This is a genomic window from Mycobacterium paragordonae (assembly GCF_003614435.1).
Taxonomy (GTDB): domain Bacteria; phylum Actinomycetota; class Actinomycetes; order Mycobacteriales; family Mycobacteriaceae; genus Mycobacterium; species Mycobacterium paragordonae.
In genome coordinates this window covers 1,075,469-1,092,155 of the sequence record NZ_CP025546.1, presented here as the reverse complement: position 1 = coordinate 1,092,155, position 16,687 = coordinate 1,075,469, and the positions used below count along the sequence as shown (strand labels likewise).

Here is a 16,687-nt window from a genome sequence, read left to right as displayed (position 1 = left end):
GAACAGGCTGTTCGCGTCCGTTTGCATGCCTGCGCTGGTCGCCCTACCGGCCGGCCTGGGGATTGCCGCCTGCTCCACGTCAGCGACCGTCACCCCGCCCGCCGCCCAGACCACGCACACCACCGTCAAGCCGCCGCCCAATACTGTGGCGCCGCAGCCACCTCATGTCAGCCCGCTGGCAAAGGATTGGAAAACATACGGCGATACCGTCTACTTCGGCTGTCCCACTGAATTCTCGGACAGCAAATCCGCTTTGGAAGATATCCGGCCCAAAGTCCTGGATCCGAAAACTGCCGATTTGATAATGCCGGCGGTGCCGATGGCGGCCGCCGGCGAGACCGTCACCGGCGCGGTGTGCGCGCTGTCCAACAACGTCGGCGACATGAAAGTCGTCTACGTGGTAGCGAGCACCGCAGTCGTAGCGAGCACCACACCCGGCCGGCCACCGGCTGCCGTCAAGGCGACCGCCTACCTGTTCGATCTCAAATCGAGTCAGCCGCTGGCAACCCGGGAGGTGCTTCCGCCCACACCGGAGCTGAAAGTAGCCCCGCCCAAGGACTGGCGACTGGCGCCGACCACCACCGGCGTGGCCCTCGTCAACGCCTTCACCGACACCCGCGGGGCGCCGGCAGCCCCGAAGACGACCATTCTGTCCAATACCGACCTGGCCACCCGCTGGGAGGACCCGGAGCAGGCCCGGGTCTGGCAGGACGTGCTGTCCTTCCAGCGCAGCGCGACTCCCGGCGGCCCGTTGGGGGCCGAATTGCGGCTGCCCACCGGCGAACCCGTCTACCAGGACCCCGACGTCGCGACCGTCGACGCCGAATTATCCGATGGCCCAGACAGACTCGTACAGATCACGCACTGGGACTCGCACAACCCGCCGGTCATGTCGACCACGTTCTACGACCTGACGTCGCGGGCTCTCGTCAAATTCGGTGACACGGATCGGATTTCGGGCGGCGGCCTGACCGCGACCCTGTCGGACGGCAAGCTCTTCATCGACGGGCGCGGCTCGGCCGGCTCCCAGTTCGGTTATGGCGTATGGAATCTGCGCACCCAGCACTGGGATCTGCTCACCCCACGGGATGAGGCCAAGAAGCAACCGATTTCGAAGCTCGCGTTCTTCGGTGACCACCTGTACATCACCAATTCCGCGGGCACGCATTCCGTGCTCGCGCTTCCGGAGACCAACCCGGTCGCCACGAACTGGACCGACCGGCCGTTCGGGCGCATATCCGGCTGGACCCTGGTGTGCAGCGGCGAAACCGCTCCCCAGCAGAAAGGGGACTGCCGGGAGATCCTGTTGGTGCGCGACACCGACGGCCGCTACCCGGGCCCCTGGTTCTGAGCCATGAAGGCGTCCACCGCCGCCAGGTCGTAGGTACCTGCGTCGGTGCCTACTCCGCCGGCAACCTGCGCCGCGGTGGCGCATCCCAGCCGAGCCGACTCAGCCAGGTCGCGCCCCAAAGCGCGACCGAGAATGAACCCGGCCGAGAACGCGTCGCCGCACCCCGTGGTGTCGACGACGTCGACCTGGTGCGCGGGCACCGCAATCGTTTCCCCGGGAACGACGACGAGCGCGCCCGCACCGCCACGGGTCACCGCGACGCAGCCGGCCCCGGCCTCCAGCAGGGCCCTGGACCCGGCCTGCAGATCGGCGGCGCCGGTGAAGCCGAGCACCTGCTCGTCGTTGGGCAACAGGTAGTCGGTGTATGGCAACGCCTCGGCGATCCATGCCAGCAGACCGGGGTTGCCACCGGCAAGGATGTCCACGGAGGTCGACAGCCCGTTGTCCTTGGCGCGCTTCAGCAGGGTCGCGGCGGCCGCCCCGCCGAGGAATTCGGGTCCCCCAAGATGCAGGTGCGCGCCGCGGGCGATGGCGTCGAGATCGAGCGCGTCCAGGGTCAGGGTGGCGTTGGCACCCGGGCAGTGCCAGGCCGGCCGGTCACCGTTCGGCCGTACCGGGATGACCGACGCCGAAGTCTGACTGGCGGTGGTGCGCACGATGCCGGCGACATCGACCCCGTTGGCCGAGAGCAACCCGAGCAGTGTGTCACCGAGCGCATCGGTTCCCACTGCTCCGTAGGAGCGGACCCGGGCCCCCAGGCGGCTGAGCACCACCGCGGTTCCGCCCGCGGTGCCGGCCGGGGAGATCCTGATGGCCTCGACCAGCTGGCCCTCGGAGCCGTCGGGAATAGAGGCGACCCCCAGGACGTGAGTGTCGAGAACGTGCACGCCGACGACTGCGATGTCGACCTGGCTCAGCATCGGCTCACCTCCACTGCTGCGGACGGAATGCTCCGGAGCCTAATGGTTGTTGACGACGACACCGAGTACGAGACACCGAGTAAAGAAGGGACCGGACCGGCTCATGGATGAACGTGTCGCCATCATCACGGGCGCCTCGCAAGGGATCGGCGACGCGCTCGTCGCCGGGTATCGCCGACGCGGTTACGCCGTAGTCGCCAACTCGCGCCGCATCGCCGACAGCACAGATCCGCTGGTGCTCGCCGTAGCCGGCGACGTGGCGCAGCCCGGAGTGGGCGCCCGCATCGTGGACGCGGCGCTAAAGCGGTTCGGGCGCGTCGACACCGTCGTGAACAACGCCGGGATCTTCGTTCCCAAGCCGTTCACGGAATACACCGACGAGGACTACGACGCCGTCACCGGAGTGAATCTTCGTGGCTTCTTTGAAGTTTCGCGGGCCGCGATCGCGGCGATGCTGAGCCGGGAAGGTGGCGGCCATGTGGTGAACATCTCCACCAGCCTGGTCGATCATCCAAATTCCGCCGTGCCTTCGGTGCTGGCGTCGCTCACCAAGGGCGGGCTCAACGCGGCGACCAAGGCGCTGGCCGTCGAGTATGCCGACAGGGGAATCCGGGTCAATGCCGTTGCGCTGGGCAACATCCGCACACCGATGCACGACCCGTCGACCCATGAGGTGCTGGCGAAGATGCATCCCCTCGGCCGGCTGGGTGAGATCGGCGAGGTGGTGGACGCGGTCTTGTACCTGGAAGGCAACTCGTTCGTCACCGGCGAGATCCTGCATGTGGATGGAGGTCAAAGTGCCGGGCACTGAACTCGACCAGGCCGTCCGTGAGGTGATGGACCGCTGGAAGGCGGGCATCGACAGCCACCAACCCGACCGGGTCGCCGACCAGTTCACCGAGGACGCCATCTTCCAGGGCCTGCGCCCGTACAGCGTTGGGCAGCAAGGTGTTTACGCCTACTACGATTCACAGCCGCACGGCATGACGGTGTCCTACCGCATCCTGGAAACCCGGCCGGTGGCCGCTGGCGCTGTGCTGGGCTATCTGCACGCCGACTTCGCGTTCCCGGATCGGAGCATCGTCAGCGTGCGGATCGGGGTGCTGGTAACCCAGGGCTCCGGCGGCTGGCGCATCGCGTACTACCAGGCTTCGAAAATCGACTGATTCTCATTCCTGCTCGGCGCGGCGCGCTCGCGCGCGCCGCTTTCCTTCGTGCATCGCGGCGACTCGGGCGACTGGGATGGTGCGGCCCTGTTCAATGAGATCGCTCGGCAGCCGTTGCGCCGCAGGCATGGACTCGGCCCAGGGGTCGTGTCCGGCAAGGGAGTTGATGGCCGTGTGCACCGTGAAGTCACCGGGGTGCACCCGATCGAGGTCCGCCCAGTCCAACGGAAACGACACCGGCGTGCCCGCACGCAGCCGCGGACTGTAGGCAGCCGCGACGGTGGCGCCCCCGGCCCGGGTCGCGTCGACGAAAACCTTGCCGCCGCGGTCCTCGACGATGAAAGCCGTTGTCGCCGAATCAGGGTCGAGCGCCTCGGCGCGAGCGGCCAGCGCGCGGGTGGCCGCCGCGACATCGTCGACGGCTGCGTGGTCGTCGATGGGAACAAACACGTGCAGGCCCTTGGCACCGCTGGTCTTGACCGCCCCGGCCAGACCGCAGTCCCGCAGCGCCTGCCGCACCTGGTAGGCCACTTTCACGACAGCGGCGAAGTCACCCTCGGCAGGCGGGTCCAGATCGAGCACCAGGTGTGTCGGCCGGTAGATGTTGTCGGCCAAACCCAACGCGGGGTGGTATTCGACGGCGCGCTGATTGGCGAGCCAGAGCAGCGTTCGCCGGTCGTCACACACGGGGTAATGCACCTCGCGGTGGGATGCCTCCGCCCAGATGGCCACCGTCCGCACCCAGTCCGGCGTGTATTTGGGGACGTTCTTCTGCATGAAGGGCGCCCGGCCGCGCAATACCCGCAGCACGGTCAGCGGCCGCCCGGCCAATCCGGGCACCATCCGGTCCGCCACCGCATCCAGGTAGTCGACCAGGTCGCGTTTGCTGGCGCCGGCATCGGGACTCAGCGGCTGATCCAGGTTGGTCAGATCGATTCCCCCGCGCTGCTCCCCGGCGCTCATATGCAAAGCCTATGCGCTTATTCGCGGGCATCTCCGAACCGCGCACCGCGCGTTATCGTTGACCTTGCATGCAGTTCGTTCGAGGGCAGAGTCAGATGATCGCAGTCAAGGTGTTCGTCGCAGCAGCGCTGACCGCGGGGTCTTTGTTGGCCGTGCCGCCGGCCCACGCGGACTACGGCCCCGGCGACCCGCCCTGTCCGGCCACCGGATGTCAGCCGCCGCCCAAAGCGACTCCGCCACCTGTGCGGGGCGTCCTGGGATGCGTGCGGGGCGTGTGCATCCCCAATCCGCGCCCGCCGTGGCAGCGCCACTGACCTGAAGAAGCTCCCGCCGCAACCGGTTTCGCGGCCGGGGGCTAACGTCTGCGCTATGGGTGCTTTGGACGGCCGGGTTGCGCTGATCACCGGAGGGGCCCGGGGGCAGGGCCGCGCGCATGCGGTGGCAATGGCAGGCGAAGGGGCGGACATCGTCGTCGCCGATGCGCCCGGCGCCATGGCGGATCTCACCTACCCACTCGGCACCGAGGATGATCTGCGGGAGACGGCCAGGCTCGTCGAGGCCCTGGGACGGCGCTGCCTGCCGATTGCCGTCGACGTGCGCGACGCTGCGCAGGTCGCCGCCGCGGTCGAGCAGACGGTCGCCGACCTGGGCAGCCTCGACATCGTTGTGGCCAACGCCGGCATCGTCAGCACCGGTCCGCTGGACCAGGTCAGCGACCAGGTGTGGCAACAACTCATCGACACCAACCTGACCGGTGTGTTCCACACGCTGCGGGCCGCCATCCCGGTGATGCGCCGGCAGCGCTTCGGCAGAATCGTGGTGACTTCCTCGATGGGTGGCCGGATGGGGATCCCGGATCTCGCTGCGTACAACGCCACCAAATGGGGCATCATCGGGCTCGCCAAGTCCGTCGCGCTGGAGGTCGCCAAGGAGGGGATCACCGTCAACGTGATCTGCCCGACCACCACCCAGACCCCGATGGTGCAGCCCGCCGGCGGCGACGATGTTCCCGATGACCTGGTGCGGCGCATGATGAGGGCCAACCCGATACCCCAACCATGGCTCCAGCCCGAAGACGTCAGCCGCGGCGTCCTGTACCTGGTCACCGACCCCGGTGTCATCACGGGCAGCGTGCTGGAGGTCGGGCTGGGCGGCAGCGCCCGCATCCATTGATGCGCTCCAACACTGTGTGCTTCCGAGTAAGCACCCGACATGGAAGGCTCTTCACATGCCTGACCTAGCAGACCCCCGTTTCCTGGACGACCGTCTCGCCCACTGGGCCGCGACCAAGCCGGACGAGGAGGCGATCGACTATCTGGACCGGAAGTGGACCTGGGCACAGTGGAACGACCGGGTGCGCCGCCTGGCGGGGGCGCTGCGCGCATTCGGTGTCAAGCGCGGTGACGTGGTGGCATTCCTGGACAAGAACCACCCGGCGTGTGTCGAGCTGACCATTGCCGCCGCATCGCTCGGCGCGGCCAACGCGATCATCAACTTCCGGCTCGCCGCCGACGAACTCGACTACGTCCTCAACGATTCGGGCGCCAAGGTCCTGATCGTGGGCGCCGAGCTGAAACCGAGCATCGACAAGATTCGCGGCGACCTCACCCACGTCGAGCACGTCATCACCGTAACGCCCGAAGGCGGCGACGGCGACGAATACGAAGCGCTGCTGGCCGGGGCGACCCCGGTGGGGCGGGCCGACGACGTCGAACCCGACGACGTGTGCATCATCATGTACTCCTCGGGCACCACCGGGCGCCCGAAGGGCGTGCAGTTGACGCAGGCGAACATGATCGCGCACACGGTCAACGCACACGAAGGCTTCGAGTTCGACCCGGGCGACAAGAGCATGGTGTCGATGCCGCTGTTCCACGTCGGCGGTTCGTCCTACGTACAGTTCGGGATTCACGACGGGGTGCCGAGCGTGATGACGCGCGACGTCGACGGCATGACGCTGGCCGGGGCAATCCTCAAGGGTGCCAACCGAACATTCCTGGTTCCGGCGGTGTTGGCCAAGGTGCTGGAGTCCGGCGAGGACGCGGTGAAACTGTTCGGCGCACTGAAGACCTATTCGTACGGCGCCTCGCCGATGCCGCTGCCGCTGCTGCGCGCGGCCCTGGAGGCGTGGCCGAACACCGACTTCATCCAGGCCTACGGACTGACCGAATTGTGTGGCGTGATCAGTCATCTGCTGCCCGATGCCCACCGCGCCACCGACCGGCCCGAGCGGCTCAGCAGCGCCGGAACGTTGGTGCCGGGCGCCGAGGTGCGTGTCGTCGACCCGTACACGCTCGAAGATGTCCCCACCGGTGAGCAGGGCGAATTGTGGTTCCGCTCAGCGCAATTGATGAAGGGGTATCACAACAGGCCGGAGGCGACCGCCGAGGCGATCACCGACGACGGCTGGTTCCGCACCGGCGACATCGGCCGCGTGGACGAAGGCGGGTACATCTTCGTCGAGGACCGGTTGAAGGACATGATCATCTCCGGTGGCGAGAACATCTACTCGATCGAGGTGGAGCAGGTATTGGCCGAACACCCGGCGGTGGTCGAGGTGGCGGTCATCGGCGTGCCCGACGACAAGTGGGGCGAAGTGGTGAAAGCCGTTGTCGCACTTGAGGGTGAAGCTACCGCGGAGGAGATCATCGCCTTCGCCCGCGAGCGACTGGCCGCCTACAAGTGCCCGAAGTCCATCGACTTCGCCGACGAGCTGCCGCGCAACCCGACCGGCAAGATCCTCAAGAAAGAGCTGCGCAAGCCCTATTGGGAGGGCCGCGACCGCGCGACCGTGTGAGATCAGCGCGCCGGCGCGACCTCGGACGCCATCACGTCGACGGCCCGCTCCCACACCCGGTGCAGGCCGACGGCTTTGGCGAGCGCGGCGGTGAACTTGCGGTCCATCTTGTCGGCGACCAGCACGCCCGGCGCGTCCAACGGGATGCCCGCGGCTGTCAGCGCAGCCGTCCCGTCACCCCACGCGGCGATCGGCTTGCAGTGCCGAAAGGCCTCCTGCAGCAACAGAACCAGCTTGAGATCGTTGGTGGGCTTCGTTCCGGCGGCAACCACCACCGCGTCGAACTCGATGGACCGCGTGGTCAGCAGCGTCCGTTCGACGATCACGCTGCGCCGGCCGGACTTCAGGACGCCACCGACGGGTGCGGTCACCAACGGCGTCGCGTTAAGCCCGAGGACGGCGTCGACGAGCTTGGACACGCCACCCAGATCGGAGTCCGCTCCCGCGATGATGCCGATCTTGCGGCCGTCGATCGGGCCGGGGGTCTCGACCACCTGAGACAGAACCGGGGACAGCAGAACGTCTTTGGGCGGGTTGCCCTTGGGAGCCGGTAGTCCGAGACCGATGGCCACCTGCTTGCACAGATCGGCGTCGACGTTGGCCAGGACCTCGAGTTGGCGTTCCTTGATGGACTGCTCGTAGCACTTGCCGAGTTCGAACGTGAAAGCCTCGATGATGTGCGCCTGCTCAACGGCGGACAGACTCCGGTAGAACATGGCCGGCTGGGTGAAGTGGTCTTCGAACGAGGACGGGTTTTCCCGCACCGTCGGACCCTGCACCTGCCGCGGTGTCTGCACGTACCCGCCTTCGTCGGCATTGGCGACCAACGGTTCCCCGTCGTCAATGCTGTTGGGGCGGTACGGCGCCTGGCCGGTGTGAATCGCGGTCTGGTGCATGCCGTCGCGCAGCATGTCGTTCACCGGGCAATGCGGCCGGTTGATCGGCAGCTGCGTGAAGTTGGGACCACCGAGCCGGGTGAGCTGGGTGTCCAGATAGGAGAACAATCGGGCCTGCAGCAGCGGGTCGTTGGTCGGTTCGATGCCCGGCACCAGGTTGCCGAGATGGAACGCGACCTGCTCGGTTTCGGCGAAGAAATTGGTCGGGTTGCCGTTGAGGGTCAGTTTGCCGATCAGCTGCACCGGCACCATCTCCTCGGGCACCAGCTTGGTCGGGTCGAGCAGATCGATGCCCTGGAAGCTGTCGGTGCCGTCGTCCGGCATGACCTGGATGCCGAGCTCGTATTCGAGTGGGGCGCCCGCTTCGATGCCATCGGCCATGTCCCGGCGGTGGAAGTCGGGATCGACACCGGCGGTGATCTGGGCTTCTTCCCAGACCTGGGAATGCACGCCGGCGACCGGCTTCCAGTGGAACTTGACCAGGCTCGTCTTGCCCTTCTTGTTCACCAGCCGGAAGGTGTGGACGCCGAATCCCTCCATCGTGCGGAAGGAACGCGGAATGCCGCGATCGCTCATGTTCCACAGCACGTGATGCGTGGCTTCGGTGTGCAGCGAGACGAAGTCCCAGAAGGTGTCGTGCGCGGATTGGGCCTGCGGGATCTCGCGGTCGGGATGGGGCTTCGCCGCATGGACGACGTCGGGGAACTTGATGCCGTCCTGGATGAAGAACACCGGAATGTTGTTGCCCACCAAGTCGAAATTGCCCTCGTCGGTGTAGAACTTGACCGCGAATCCTCTGGTGTCGCGGACGGTGTCGGCAGATCCCCGGGAGCCCAGCACCGTCGAGAATCGGCAGAACACCTCGGTTTTCTTACCCTTGCGGGCGAGGAACCCGGCCCTGGTGACCGACGCCGCGGTGCCGTAGGACTCGAAGATCCCGTGCGCGGCCGCACCGCGGGCATGCACGACCCGCTCGGGGATGCGCTCATGGTCGAAGTGGGTGATCTTCTCGCGCAGGTGGAAATCCTCGAGCAGGCTGGGTCCGCGATTGCCGGCTTTCAGCGAGTGGTCGGTGTCGGGAAGGCGCAGGCCCTGAGCGGTGGTCAGATACTTGCCGCCCTGGGCGCGGACGTCGAAATCTCCGGCCTCACCGTTGGTGTTGCCGGTCGGGCTCGTTCGCTTGGGGGCGGTCTGGTCGGGCTGGCGGCGCGGTGGCATGGCTGCTCCAAAAGCTGGGTCGTGGATTCAGGGCGCTCGGGTACCCGCTAGATCTCGGCTTAAGCAAAGAGATTGACCCGGCACGGTTTCGGGTATTTCCAGCGACAATCTCCAATCCGGGGTGTGGCAGAGTTTGAAGTGAGCGGCGATGGTCGGCTGGCTGGACAGATTGCAGCAACGCAATCGGACGGTGGGCGTCGCCATCGCGGTCATCTACAAGTACCTCGACGATCAGGGCGGCTATCTGGCCGCGCTGATCACGTACTACGCCTTCGTTTCGCTGTTCCCCCTGTTGCTGCTGTTGACCACCGGTCTCGGGGTGCTGCTGGCCGGCAGACCCGACCTACAGGCGCAGGTGCTGCAGAGCACGTTGAGCCAATTCCCGGTCATCGGCAGCCAGTTGCATCAGCCGGAAGGACTCAGCGGCGGTGCGGGCGCGGTCGCGGTCGGAGTATTCGGCGCACTGTACGGCGGTCTGGGCGTGGGGCAGGCGCTGCAGAATGCGATGGATTCGGTCTGGGCGGTGCCGCGGCACGAGCGTCCGGATCCGATCCGGTCCCGGGTGCGCAGTTTCCTGCTGTTACTGGTGCTCGGCTCGGCGGCCGTCGCCACCACCCTGCTGTCGGCGATCGCGCACGCGACAAGCACATTGGGCCCGTTCGGCCGAATCGGCGTCGCTCTTGTCGCGGTCGCCATCAACGCGGGCATCTGCCTAGTGGCCTTCCGGGTGACCACCGCCCGCGAACTCACCTACCGGCAGGTGTTGCCGGGAGCGATTGCGGCGGCCATCGTCTGGCAGATTCTGCAGTGGTTCGGCGCCGGATACATCGGCCATGTGGTGAAGTCCTCCAGCGCAACCAACAGCGTGTTCGCACTGGTGCTGGGAATGCTGGCGTTTCTGTTCCTGGTGTCGTCGACGCTGGTGTTGTGCGCCGAGATCAACGTCGTGTTGGTCGAAGGGCTGCACCCGCGGTCGTTGCTCACCCCGTTCACCGACGACGCGGATCTGACGCCGGCCGACCGCAAGACCTACACCAGAAAAGCCAAAGCCGAACGCGTCAAACGCTTTCAGCGCGTCAGCGTGCGGTTCAACGATTCCGACCGCAAGCCCACTGGCGTATCCTGAGTCGACCGTGCCGCTATCACGTTGCGGTGCAACCCAATCACGAGGGAACCCATGGACTTCCGTGCTTTTGTCGAGCCGCAGCAAGGTGCCACTTACGCCGACCAGTTGGCCGTCGCGCGAGCCGCCGAGGATCTCGGCTTCGACGCGTTCTTCCGCTCGGATCATTATCTGGCCATGAGCGGTGACGGCGGGCCGGGGCCGACCGACTCGTGGGTGACTTTGGGCGCCATCGCCCGCGAGACGTCGCGCATCCGGTTGGGCACCCTGGTGACGTCGGCGACGTTCCGTTACCCGGGGCCGCTGGCGATCGCGGTGGCACAGGTGGACGAAATGAGCGGCGGCCGTGTCGAATTCGGCCTGGGCAGCGGCTGGTTCGAAGCAGAGCATCAGGCGTACGGGATACCGTTTCCGTCGGTGCGCGAACGCTTCGACCGGCTCTCCGAGCAACTCGCCGTCATTACCGGGCTGTGGACCACGCCAGCGGGTGAGACGTTCGACTTCGCCGGTGAGCATTACCCGATCGCCGGCTCGCCGGGCCTGCCCAAGCCGGTGCAGAACCCGCACCCGCCGATCGTCATCGGCGGCACCGGGGCGAAAAGGACGCCGGCGCTGGCGGCAAAGTATGCGGCCGAATTCAATGTGCCCTTCGCGACGATCGACGTGGTGCGTCAACAGTTCCAGCGGGTGGGCGACGCCGTTGCGGCGGCCGGCCGTGCCACCGATTCGATCGTGTACTCGAGCGCTTTCGTGTTGTGCGCCGGCCGCGACGAGGCGGAGGTGTCCCGTCGCGCATCGGTGATCGGCCGGGAGGTCGACGAGATGCGCTCCAACAGTCCACTGGTCGGCACGCCGGGTGAGATCGTCGACAAGCTGGGTCCGTGGGGCGAGTTGGGGGTGCGGCGGGTGTACGCGCAGCTGCTCGACATGTCCGACCTGGCGCATCTGGAGCTGTTGGCCAATGACGTGATGCCGCAGCTGCGGTAGCCGTCAGACGTAGAACTCGTCGATGACCTTCTTGTTGTTCTGCTCGACCACCGCCCGCTTCAACTTCAGCGACGGAGTGAGTTCCCCTGTGTCGACGGATAATTCGTGGTCGATCAGCTCCCACTTCTTGATGGTCTCCCAGCGGTTGAGTTCGCTGTTCAACTGGCTGACGTAGCCGTCGACCATCTCGCGGACCTGGGCGTTGCGGGTGAGTTCGGCGAAGGACGTCTCCGAAATCCCTTGTTCTTGAGCCCATTTCGTCAGTGCTTCGCCGTCGAGTGCGATCAGCGCGACACAGTAGTTGCGCGCCTCCCCGAAGACGATGAATTGGCTGGCGTACGGGCAGAGCGCCATGAACTTGGCTTCGATGGCCGGCGGCGCGACGTACTTGCCGCCGGACGTCTTGAACAGCTCCTTGATGCGGCCGGTGATGGTGAGGAATCCGTCGGAATCGAGGCTGCCGCGATCGCCGGTGCGCAGCCAGCCGTCCTTGGTCATCGCCTCCTCGGTCTTGTCGGGCAGATGGTGATATCCGGTCATCACCAAGGGACCGTGCAGCTGGATCTCCCCGTTGTCGCCGATCCGCACGTCCGTGCCGTCGAAGGGCAGGCCGACCGTGCCGAGCTTGTAGTTGTCGGGCCGGTTGATGAATCCGGCGCCGGCGGATTCGGTGAGTCCATAGCCTTCCAGCACCAGCACTCCGGCGGCGAGGAACCATTCGGCGATTTCGCGGTTGAGCGGCGCCGAGCCGGAGACGAAGAAACGCAGCCGCCCGCCGAAGACCTCGCGCACCTTGCTGAACACCAGGCGGTCGAACAGCTGCTGCTGCAACCTGAGCGGCAGCGGGACCGGCTTGCCGTCGCGGCGGCGCCGAGATACGTCAAGCCCGACCCGGAACGCCTGATCGAACAGCCGGGCTTTGATGCCACCGGCACCTTGGCTAGTCATCACGATCCGGGCGTGCGCCTTCTCGAAGATGCGGGGCACCGCGGCCATGAACGTCGGTTTCACGACGCCCATGTTCTCGACGATCTTGTCGACACGTCCGTCGACCGCGCTGACGAATCCGCACGCGAGCTGGCTGGCGAGCAGCACCTTGCCGAAAGAGTGGGCCAGGGGCAGCCACAGCACGTGCAGGTCGTCCTCGCCGAGGAGTCCCTCGTTGCGGATGAACCCCGCCGCCGACGTCCACGACCGGTGCGCCAGGCGCACTCCCTTCGGCCGCCCGGTGGTTCCCGACGTGTAGATCAGGGTGGCGAGCGATTCGCTGGTCACCGTGGCTGCGGCTTCCTCTACGCACTTCGGCTGTTCCTGCAAGTGAGCGGCGCCGCGGCGGGTGAATTCGTCGAAAGTGATGACCCACTCGCCGTCACCGTCCCCGTCGATGACCACCACCAGCTGTACGTCCGGCAGCTCGCCGCGGTTGTCGGCGAGTTTGGCGACCTGCGCGGCGTCCTCGGCGAAGACGATCCGCGACTCCGAGTCGGCCACGATGTAGGTGGCGTCGGAGGCGTGCGTGCTGGGGTAGACGGTCGTCGTCGCCGCACCGGCGCACATCACGGCGAGGTCGGCCAGGATCCACTCGTACCGGGTGCCCGACATGATGGCGACGCGCTGTTCGGGTTCGATGCCCGACGCGAGCAACGCCGCCGCCAGTTCCCGCACGCGGTCGGCGGTCTCCTGCCAGGTGACCGACACCCAACGGTCGCCGCTCAGGCGCCGGAACGCCTCTTTACGGGCAGAAGCGCCGACCCTTTCGAAGAACATCGACGCCAGATTCGACGTGGTTACTGACGACACTGTCATCCCTCCTTGATACCGCTGTCCGTAGGAAGTATGGGAGGTGCTCGCAACTGCGCGACTGCGGCATCGACCACAGCGATGATCACGGGTCCATTCGACCCTCCGCCGAGCGGCACCAAGGAATTCTGGAGAATCCGTTCAGCCGCCAATCCCATGCTTGGCCCATCGATCAACATCGCTACGCAGCAAGGAAATTCGAATGAACGGTAACCGTTTCTTCTCGGTGGCCGCGGTCGGTACGGCGATAGCGGCTCTCTTCGGCGGCGCTGTCGCGGGTTCACCCGACGCACACGCAGGGGTGGCCGCAGGTGTTCTGTACACCGTGATCGCCTACTCCCCGATCACCGGGTACACCGGGTGGGCCAATAACGCCTCCACGATGGAGGAGGCCACCCATATCGCGCTCGGCAATTGCCAGCCGCACGGCAGCGGCTGTCAGGTGACGTCGTGGGCGCACAATGGCTGCGCTGCGCTGGCCCTGGGGTCCGGCCGCTGGGGCGGCGCCTGGGGGGCGAACGCCGGCGCTGCTCAAGCCAACGCGCTGGCCATAGTCAGAGCGGGCCGCATCGTCGAGCTGCACTGCACGGGCTGACTCAGCTTTCGCTTCGCGGAGTCGACCGGGGCCGAAAGGCCCTTGTAGGGCGGCACGTTGAGGGAGCACAGTCGGGGCGGTGGACATCATGACCGAATACGCGGATAGGCCTGAGAACCCCTGCAGCACAACGGGCTACCCGCCGCTGCAGTGCTCGGACCGCACCGCGCCGGTCACCACCCCGAAGAACGGCACCGGGACAGCTTCGTTCGTTGTCGCGGTTATGGCCCTGCTGGCAGACGCGGTGGCGTTGGCGCTGGGAACGGGCTGGCCGATATTCGGTGGGGCGATTCTCGGCGTCGTCGCGGTAGCGACCGGGTTCGTTGCCCTCAAGCGCGTCCGACGCGGCGAAGCCGACAAGAAATCATTCGCGATCACGGGCGTCGTGCTGGGAAGCCTCGCAATCGCCGCGGGCTTCGCATTGGCATACCTCACGTTTCTCGTTCTGATGCTGATGAAGTGGGTGGAGACGGTTGTCTAGCGACGTACTTCCGTCGTCTTTGACAGTGGACGCCTTCGATGCGGCGCCTTATCTACTGCGGAGTCGCTGCGGACTGAGCCGCTGGTCACGCCCCTCGCGGGGCGAGAAATAGCTCGCCGACCTTGTGGTGGCAGGTACAGGATTCGAACCTGTGAAGCTTTCGCGACGGATTTACAGTCCGCTCCCATTGGCCGCTCGGGCAACCTGCCGCCTAGCAGGGTACAACGACGGGGTAGACAGTTCACAAACGGGCAGCACTGCGAAAGGACGCAACGCATGGCGGACTCATCGTTCGACATCGTCAGCAAGATCGACCGGCAGGAAGTCGACAACGCGCTCAACCAGGCCGCCAAGGAACTGTCCACGCGCTTCGACTTCCGCGGCACCGACACCAAGATCGCGTGGAAAGGCGAGGAAGGCATCGAGCTGACCTCGTCGACCGAAGAGCGGGTCAAGGCCGCGCTCGACGTCTTCAAGGAGAAACTGATCCGGCGCGACATCTCGCTGAAGTCTTTCGAGGCCGGCGAACCGCAGGCCTCCGGCAAGACCTACAAGCTGAGCGGCACCCTCAAGCAGGGCATCAGCAGCGAGAACGCCAAGAAGATCACCAAGCTGATCCGCGACGACGGGCCCAAGACCGTCAAGACGCAGATCCAGGGCGACGAGGTCCGCGTGACCAGCAAGAAGCGTGACGACCTGCAGGCCGTCATCTCGATGCTCAAGCAGGCCGACCTCGACGTGGCGCTGCAGTTCGTGAACTACCGGTGATCTTGTCCGCGAACGGAACCCCACTGCGAAAATCGGGTCACGAAATCGCAGCCAGGTTCCTTTCGCGACCACACGGTCACGGGCCAAAGGCCGAAGGTCCCTGGCTCAATGGACTGATCGCTCCCTAGGCTGAATCACGTGATTCGCGAAGAGACGGACTATGTCGACGTCCTCATCGTCGGCGCCGGCATCTCCGGCCTGGGGGCCGCCTACCGCATCCTGCAGCGCAACCCGGGGCTCAGCTACACCATCCTGGAGCGCCGCGAGCGCATCGGCGGCACCTGGGACCTGTTCCGGTACCCGGGCGTGCGCTCGGACAGCAGCATCTTCACGCTCAGCTTCCCGTTCGAGCCGTGGACCCGCGAGGAAGGCGTCGCCGACGGCGAACACATCCGCGAGTACCTGACCGCCATGGCCCGCAAGTACGGCATCGACAAGCACATCCAGTTCCGCAGCCACGTCCGCGGCGCCGACTGGGATTCGGCCACCGACACCTGGACGGTCAGCTTCGAGCGGGACGGCGTCACCCAGCAGTGCCGCAGCAGGTTCGTGTTCTTCGGCAGCGGCTACTACGACTACGACGCGGGCTACACCCCCGACTTCCCCGGCATCGAGCAATTCGGCGGCACCGTCGTGCACCCGCAGCACTGGCCGGAGGACCTGGACTACACCGGCAAGAACGTGGTGGTGATCGGCAGCGGCGCCACCGCGGTGACGCTGATTCCCGCGATGGCCGAAAAGGCCGGCAAGGTGGTCATGCTGCAGCGTTCGCCCACGTACCTGATCTCGTCGTCCAAGTACAGCAAGGTCGCCTGGCTGAGCCGAAAGCTGCTGCCCCGCAGGCTTGCTCACCTGACCATCCGGTTCTACAACGCGCTGATGGAGGGCGTGCTGTGGTTCCTGTCGCGCAAGACGCCGCCGCTGATCAAGTGGCTGCTGCGGCGCAAGGCGGTGCAGAACCTGCCGGCCGGATATGACGTCGACACCCACTTCAAGCCCCGCTACAACCCGTGGGACCAGCGGCTGTGTTTGATCCCGGACGCCGACCTGTACCAGGTCGTGGCCGACGGTCGCGCCGAGGTGGTCACCGATCACATCGACCATTTCGACGCGACCGGCATCGCCCTGAAATCCGGGCGGCATCTGGACGCCGACGTCATCGTCACCGCCACCGGCCTGCAATTGCAGGCCCTCGGCGGCGCCGCGATCAGCATCGACGGCGTCGATATCAACCCCCGGGACCGCTTCGTCTATAAGGCGCACATGCTCGAGGACGTGCCCAACCTGTTCTGGTGCGTCGGCTATACGAACGCCTCGTGGACCTTGCGGGCGGACATGACCGCGCGGGCGACCGCCAAGCTGCTGGCCTACATGGCCGAGCACGGCTACACCCACGCCAGCCCGCACCTGGGCGACCAGGCGATGACGGAGAAACCGGCGTGGGACATCCAGGCGGGTTACGTCAAGCGGGCGCTGCACGCGCTGCCCAAGTCGGGCACCAAACGCCCCTGGAACGTGCGGCAGAACTATTTCGCCGACGCGATCGACTACCGGTTCGACCGGATCGACGAGGCCATGGAGTTCGGCCGGGCCGCCGACCGCGCCGCGCTGGCCGGCTGAAC

General features: G+C 66.3%; 16 protein-coding genes and 1 tRNA gene. 12 read left to right on the top strand and 5 right to left on the bottom strand.

All coding sequences use genetic code 11. The annotated features are described in order from the left end of the window. The first annotated feature begins 25 nt into the window (after positions 1–25). Positions 26–1,351, top strand: coding sequence for a hypothetical protein (locus C0J29_RS05070; protein WP_120791689.1), 1,326 nt, complete (start codon positions 26–28; stop codon positions 1,349–1,351). On the opposite strand, the gene C0J29_RS05065 is transcribed toward C0J29_RS05070, so the two are convergent. Continuing rightward, positions 1,330–2,271 (bottom strand): carbohydrate kinase family protein, encoded by a 942-nt coding sequence (locus C0J29_RS05065; RefSeq protein WP_120791688.1) that lies wholly within the window; start codon positions 2,269–2,271, stop codon positions 1,330–1,332. The genes C0J29_RS05070 and C0J29_RS05065 overlap by 22 nt on opposite strands. Positions 2,272–2,374: 103 nt before the next feature. Here C0J29_RS05065 and C0J29_RS05060 point away from each other — a divergent pair, with 103 nt between their 5' ends. Next, positions 2,375–3,082, top strand: coding sequence for an SDR family NAD(P)-dependent oxidoreductase (locus C0J29_RS05060; RefSeq protein WP_065162244.1), 708 nt, complete (start codon positions 2,375–2,377; stop codon positions 3,080–3,082). After that, positions 3,057–3,437, top strand: a complete 381-nt coding sequence (locus C0J29_RS05055; protein WP_120791687.1) for a YybH family protein — start codon at positions 3,057–3,059, stop codon at positions 3,435–3,437. Before C0J29_RS05060 ends, C0J29_RS05055 begins: the two co-directional genes overlap by 26 nt. Before the next feature lie 3 nt (positions 3,438–3,440). Here C0J29_RS05055 and C0J29_RS05050 read toward each other — a convergent pair whose 3' ends face one another. Further along, on the bottom strand, positions 3,441–4,400 hold the full coding sequence (locus tag C0J29_RS05050) for a DNA polymerase domain-containing protein (protein WP_120791686.1): 960 nt from the start codon (positions 4,398–4,400) through the stop codon (positions 3,441–3,443). Between the two features lie 68 nt (positions 4,401–4,468). On the opposite strand from C0J29_RS05050, the gene C0J29_RS32685 reads away from it, so the two are divergent. From C0J29_RS32685 to C0J29_RS05040, 3 genes are read left to right on the top strand one after another with little or no spacing between them, the layout of a single operon-like run. Continuing rightward, a complete protein-coding gene (locus C0J29_RS32685) occupies positions 4,469–4,714 on the top strand; it encodes a hypothetical protein (RefSeq protein WP_156772738.1) in 246 nt (81 codons plus the stop codon). A 55-nt stretch (positions 4,715–4,769) separates the two neighbouring features. Then, positions 4,770–5,573: a mycofactocin-coupled SDR family oxidoreductase gene (locus C0J29_RS05045; RefSeq protein ID WP_065162246.1), complete on the top strand. Its 804-nt coding sequence runs from the start codon at positions 4,770–4,772 to the stop codon at positions 5,571–5,573. Positions 5,574–5,628: 55 nt separating this feature from the next. Beyond that, positions 5,629–7,197, top strand: coding sequence for a long-chain-fatty-acid--CoA ligase (locus tag C0J29_RS05040; protein WP_120791685.1), 1,569 nt, complete (start codon positions 5,629–5,631; stop codon positions 7,195–7,197). A 2-nt stretch (positions 7,198–7,199) separates the two neighbouring features. Here C0J29_RS05040 and C0J29_RS05035 read toward each other — a convergent pair whose 3' ends face one another. Next, positions 7,200–9,311 (bottom strand): catalase, encoded by a 2,112-nt coding sequence (locus C0J29_RS05035; RefSeq protein WP_120791684.1) that lies wholly within the window; start codon positions 9,309–9,311, stop codon positions 7,200–7,202. A 148-nt stretch (positions 9,312–9,459) separates the two neighbouring features. On the opposite strand from C0J29_RS05035, the gene C0J29_RS05030 reads away from it, so the two are divergent. Together C0J29_RS05030 and C0J29_RS05025 are read left to right on the top strand one after the other, a co-directional pair. Next, the gene (locus tag C0J29_RS05030; RefSeq protein WP_065044638.1) at positions 9,460–10,437 is read left to right on the top strand and encodes a YihY/virulence factor BrkB family protein; all 978 of its coding nucleotides are present in this window, start codon (positions 9,460–9,462) and stop codon (positions 10,435–10,437) included. 51 nt (positions 10,438–10,488) lie between these two features. After that, entirely contained in the window at positions 10,489–11,421 is a 933-nt protein-coding gene (locus tag C0J29_RS05025) for an LLM class F420-dependent oxidoreductase (RefSeq protein ID WP_065162249.1), read from the top strand. A 3-nt stretch (positions 11,422–11,424) separates the two neighbouring features. Here C0J29_RS05025 and C0J29_RS05020 read toward each other — a convergent pair whose 3' ends face one another. Continuing rightward, a complete protein-coding gene (locus tag C0J29_RS05020) occupies positions 11,425–13,227 on the bottom strand; it encodes an AMP-dependent synthetase/ligase (protein ID WP_120791683.1) in 1,803 nt (600 codons plus the stop codon). A 196-nt stretch (positions 13,228–13,423) separates the two neighbouring features. Here C0J29_RS05020 and C0J29_RS05015 point away from each other — a divergent pair, with 196 nt between their 5' ends. Next, the gene (locus C0J29_RS05015; RefSeq protein ID WP_120791682.1) at positions 13,424–13,816 is read left to right on the top strand and encodes a DUF4189 domain-containing protein; all 393 of its coding nucleotides are present in this window, start codon (positions 13,424–13,426) and stop codon (positions 13,814–13,816) included. Positions 13,817–13,895: 79 nt separating this feature from the next. Continuing rightward, positions 13,896–14,297 (top strand): DUF4190 domain-containing protein, encoded by a 402-nt coding sequence (locus C0J29_RS05010; RefSeq protein ID WP_120791681.1) that lies wholly within the window; start codon positions 13,896–13,898, stop codon positions 14,295–14,297. Between the two features lie 125 nt (positions 14,298–14,422). Here the strand turns inward: C0J29_RS05010 and C0J29_RS05005 are convergent. Further along, a tRNA-Tyr gene (locus tag C0J29_RS05005) sits at positions 14,423–14,506 on the bottom strand. Positions 14,507–14,573: 67 nt separating this feature from the next. Here C0J29_RS05005 and C0J29_RS05000 point away from each other — a divergent pair. Together C0J29_RS05000 and C0J29_RS04995 are read left to right on the top strand one after the other, a co-directional pair. Beyond that, entirely contained in the window at positions 14,574–15,065 is a 492-nt protein-coding gene (locus tag C0J29_RS05000) for a YajQ family cyclic di-GMP-binding protein (protein WP_065044690.1), read from the top strand. Positions 15,066–15,203: 138 nt separating this feature from the next. Beyond that, on the top strand, positions 15,204–16,685 hold the full coding sequence (locus C0J29_RS04995) for a flavin-containing monooxygenase (protein WP_120791680.1): 1,482 nt from the start codon (positions 15,204–15,206) through the stop codon (positions 16,683–16,685). Positions 16,686–16,687 lie beyond the last annotated feature (2 nt).

Coding starts and splice junctions, on each gene's coding strand:
- C0J29_RS05070 (WP_120791689.1), top strand. CDS start 26: ATGCCTGCGCTGGTCGCCCTACCGGCCGGCCTGGGGATTGCCGCCTGC.
- C0J29_RS05065 (WP_120791688.1), bottom strand. CDS start 2,271: ATGCTGAGCCAGGTCGACATCGCAGTCGTCGGCGTGCACGTTCTCGAC.
- C0J29_RS05060 (WP_065162244.1), top strand. CDS start 2,375: ATGGATGAACGTGTCGCCATCATCACGGGCGCCTCGCAAGGGATCGGC.
- C0J29_RS05055 (WP_120791687.1), top strand. CDS start 3,057: ATGGAGGTCAAAGTGCCGGGCACTGAACTCGACCAGGCCGTCCGTGAG.
- C0J29_RS05050 (WP_120791686.1), bottom strand. CDS start 4,400: ATGAGCGCCGGGGAGCAGCGCGGGGGAATCGATCTGACCAACCTGGAT.
- C0J29_RS32685 (WP_156772738.1), top strand. CDS start 4,469: ATGCAGTTCGTTCGAGGGCAGAGTCAGATGATCGCAGTCAAGGTGTTC.
- C0J29_RS05045 (WP_065162246.1), top strand. CDS start 4,770: ATGGGTGCTTTGGACGGCCGGGTTGCGCTGATCACCGGAGGGGCCCGG.
- C0J29_RS05040 (WP_120791685.1), top strand. CDS start 5,629: ATGCCTGACCTAGCAGACCCCCGTTTCCTGGACGACCGTCTCGCCCAC.
- C0J29_RS05035 (WP_120791684.1), bottom strand. CDS start 9,311: ATGCCACCGCGCCGCCAGCCCGACCAGACCGCCCCCAAGCGAACGAGC.
- C0J29_RS05030 (WP_065044638.1), top strand. CDS start 9,460: ATGGTCGGCTGGCTGGACAGATTGCAGCAACGCAATCGGACGGTGGGC.
- C0J29_RS05025 (WP_065162249.1), top strand. CDS start 10,489: ATGGACTTCCGTGCTTTTGTCGAGCCGCAGCAAGGTGCCACTTACGCC.
- C0J29_RS05020 (WP_120791683.1), bottom strand. CDS start 13,227: ATGACAGTGTCGTCAGTAACCACGTCGAATCTGGCGTCGATGTTCTTC.
- C0J29_RS05015 (WP_120791682.1), top strand. CDS start 13,424: ATGAACGGTAACCGTTTCTTCTCGGTGGCCGCGGTCGGTACGGCGATA.
- C0J29_RS05000 (WP_065044690.1), top strand. CDS start 14,574: ATGGCGGACTCATCGTTCGACATCGTCAGCAAGATCGACCGGCAGGAA.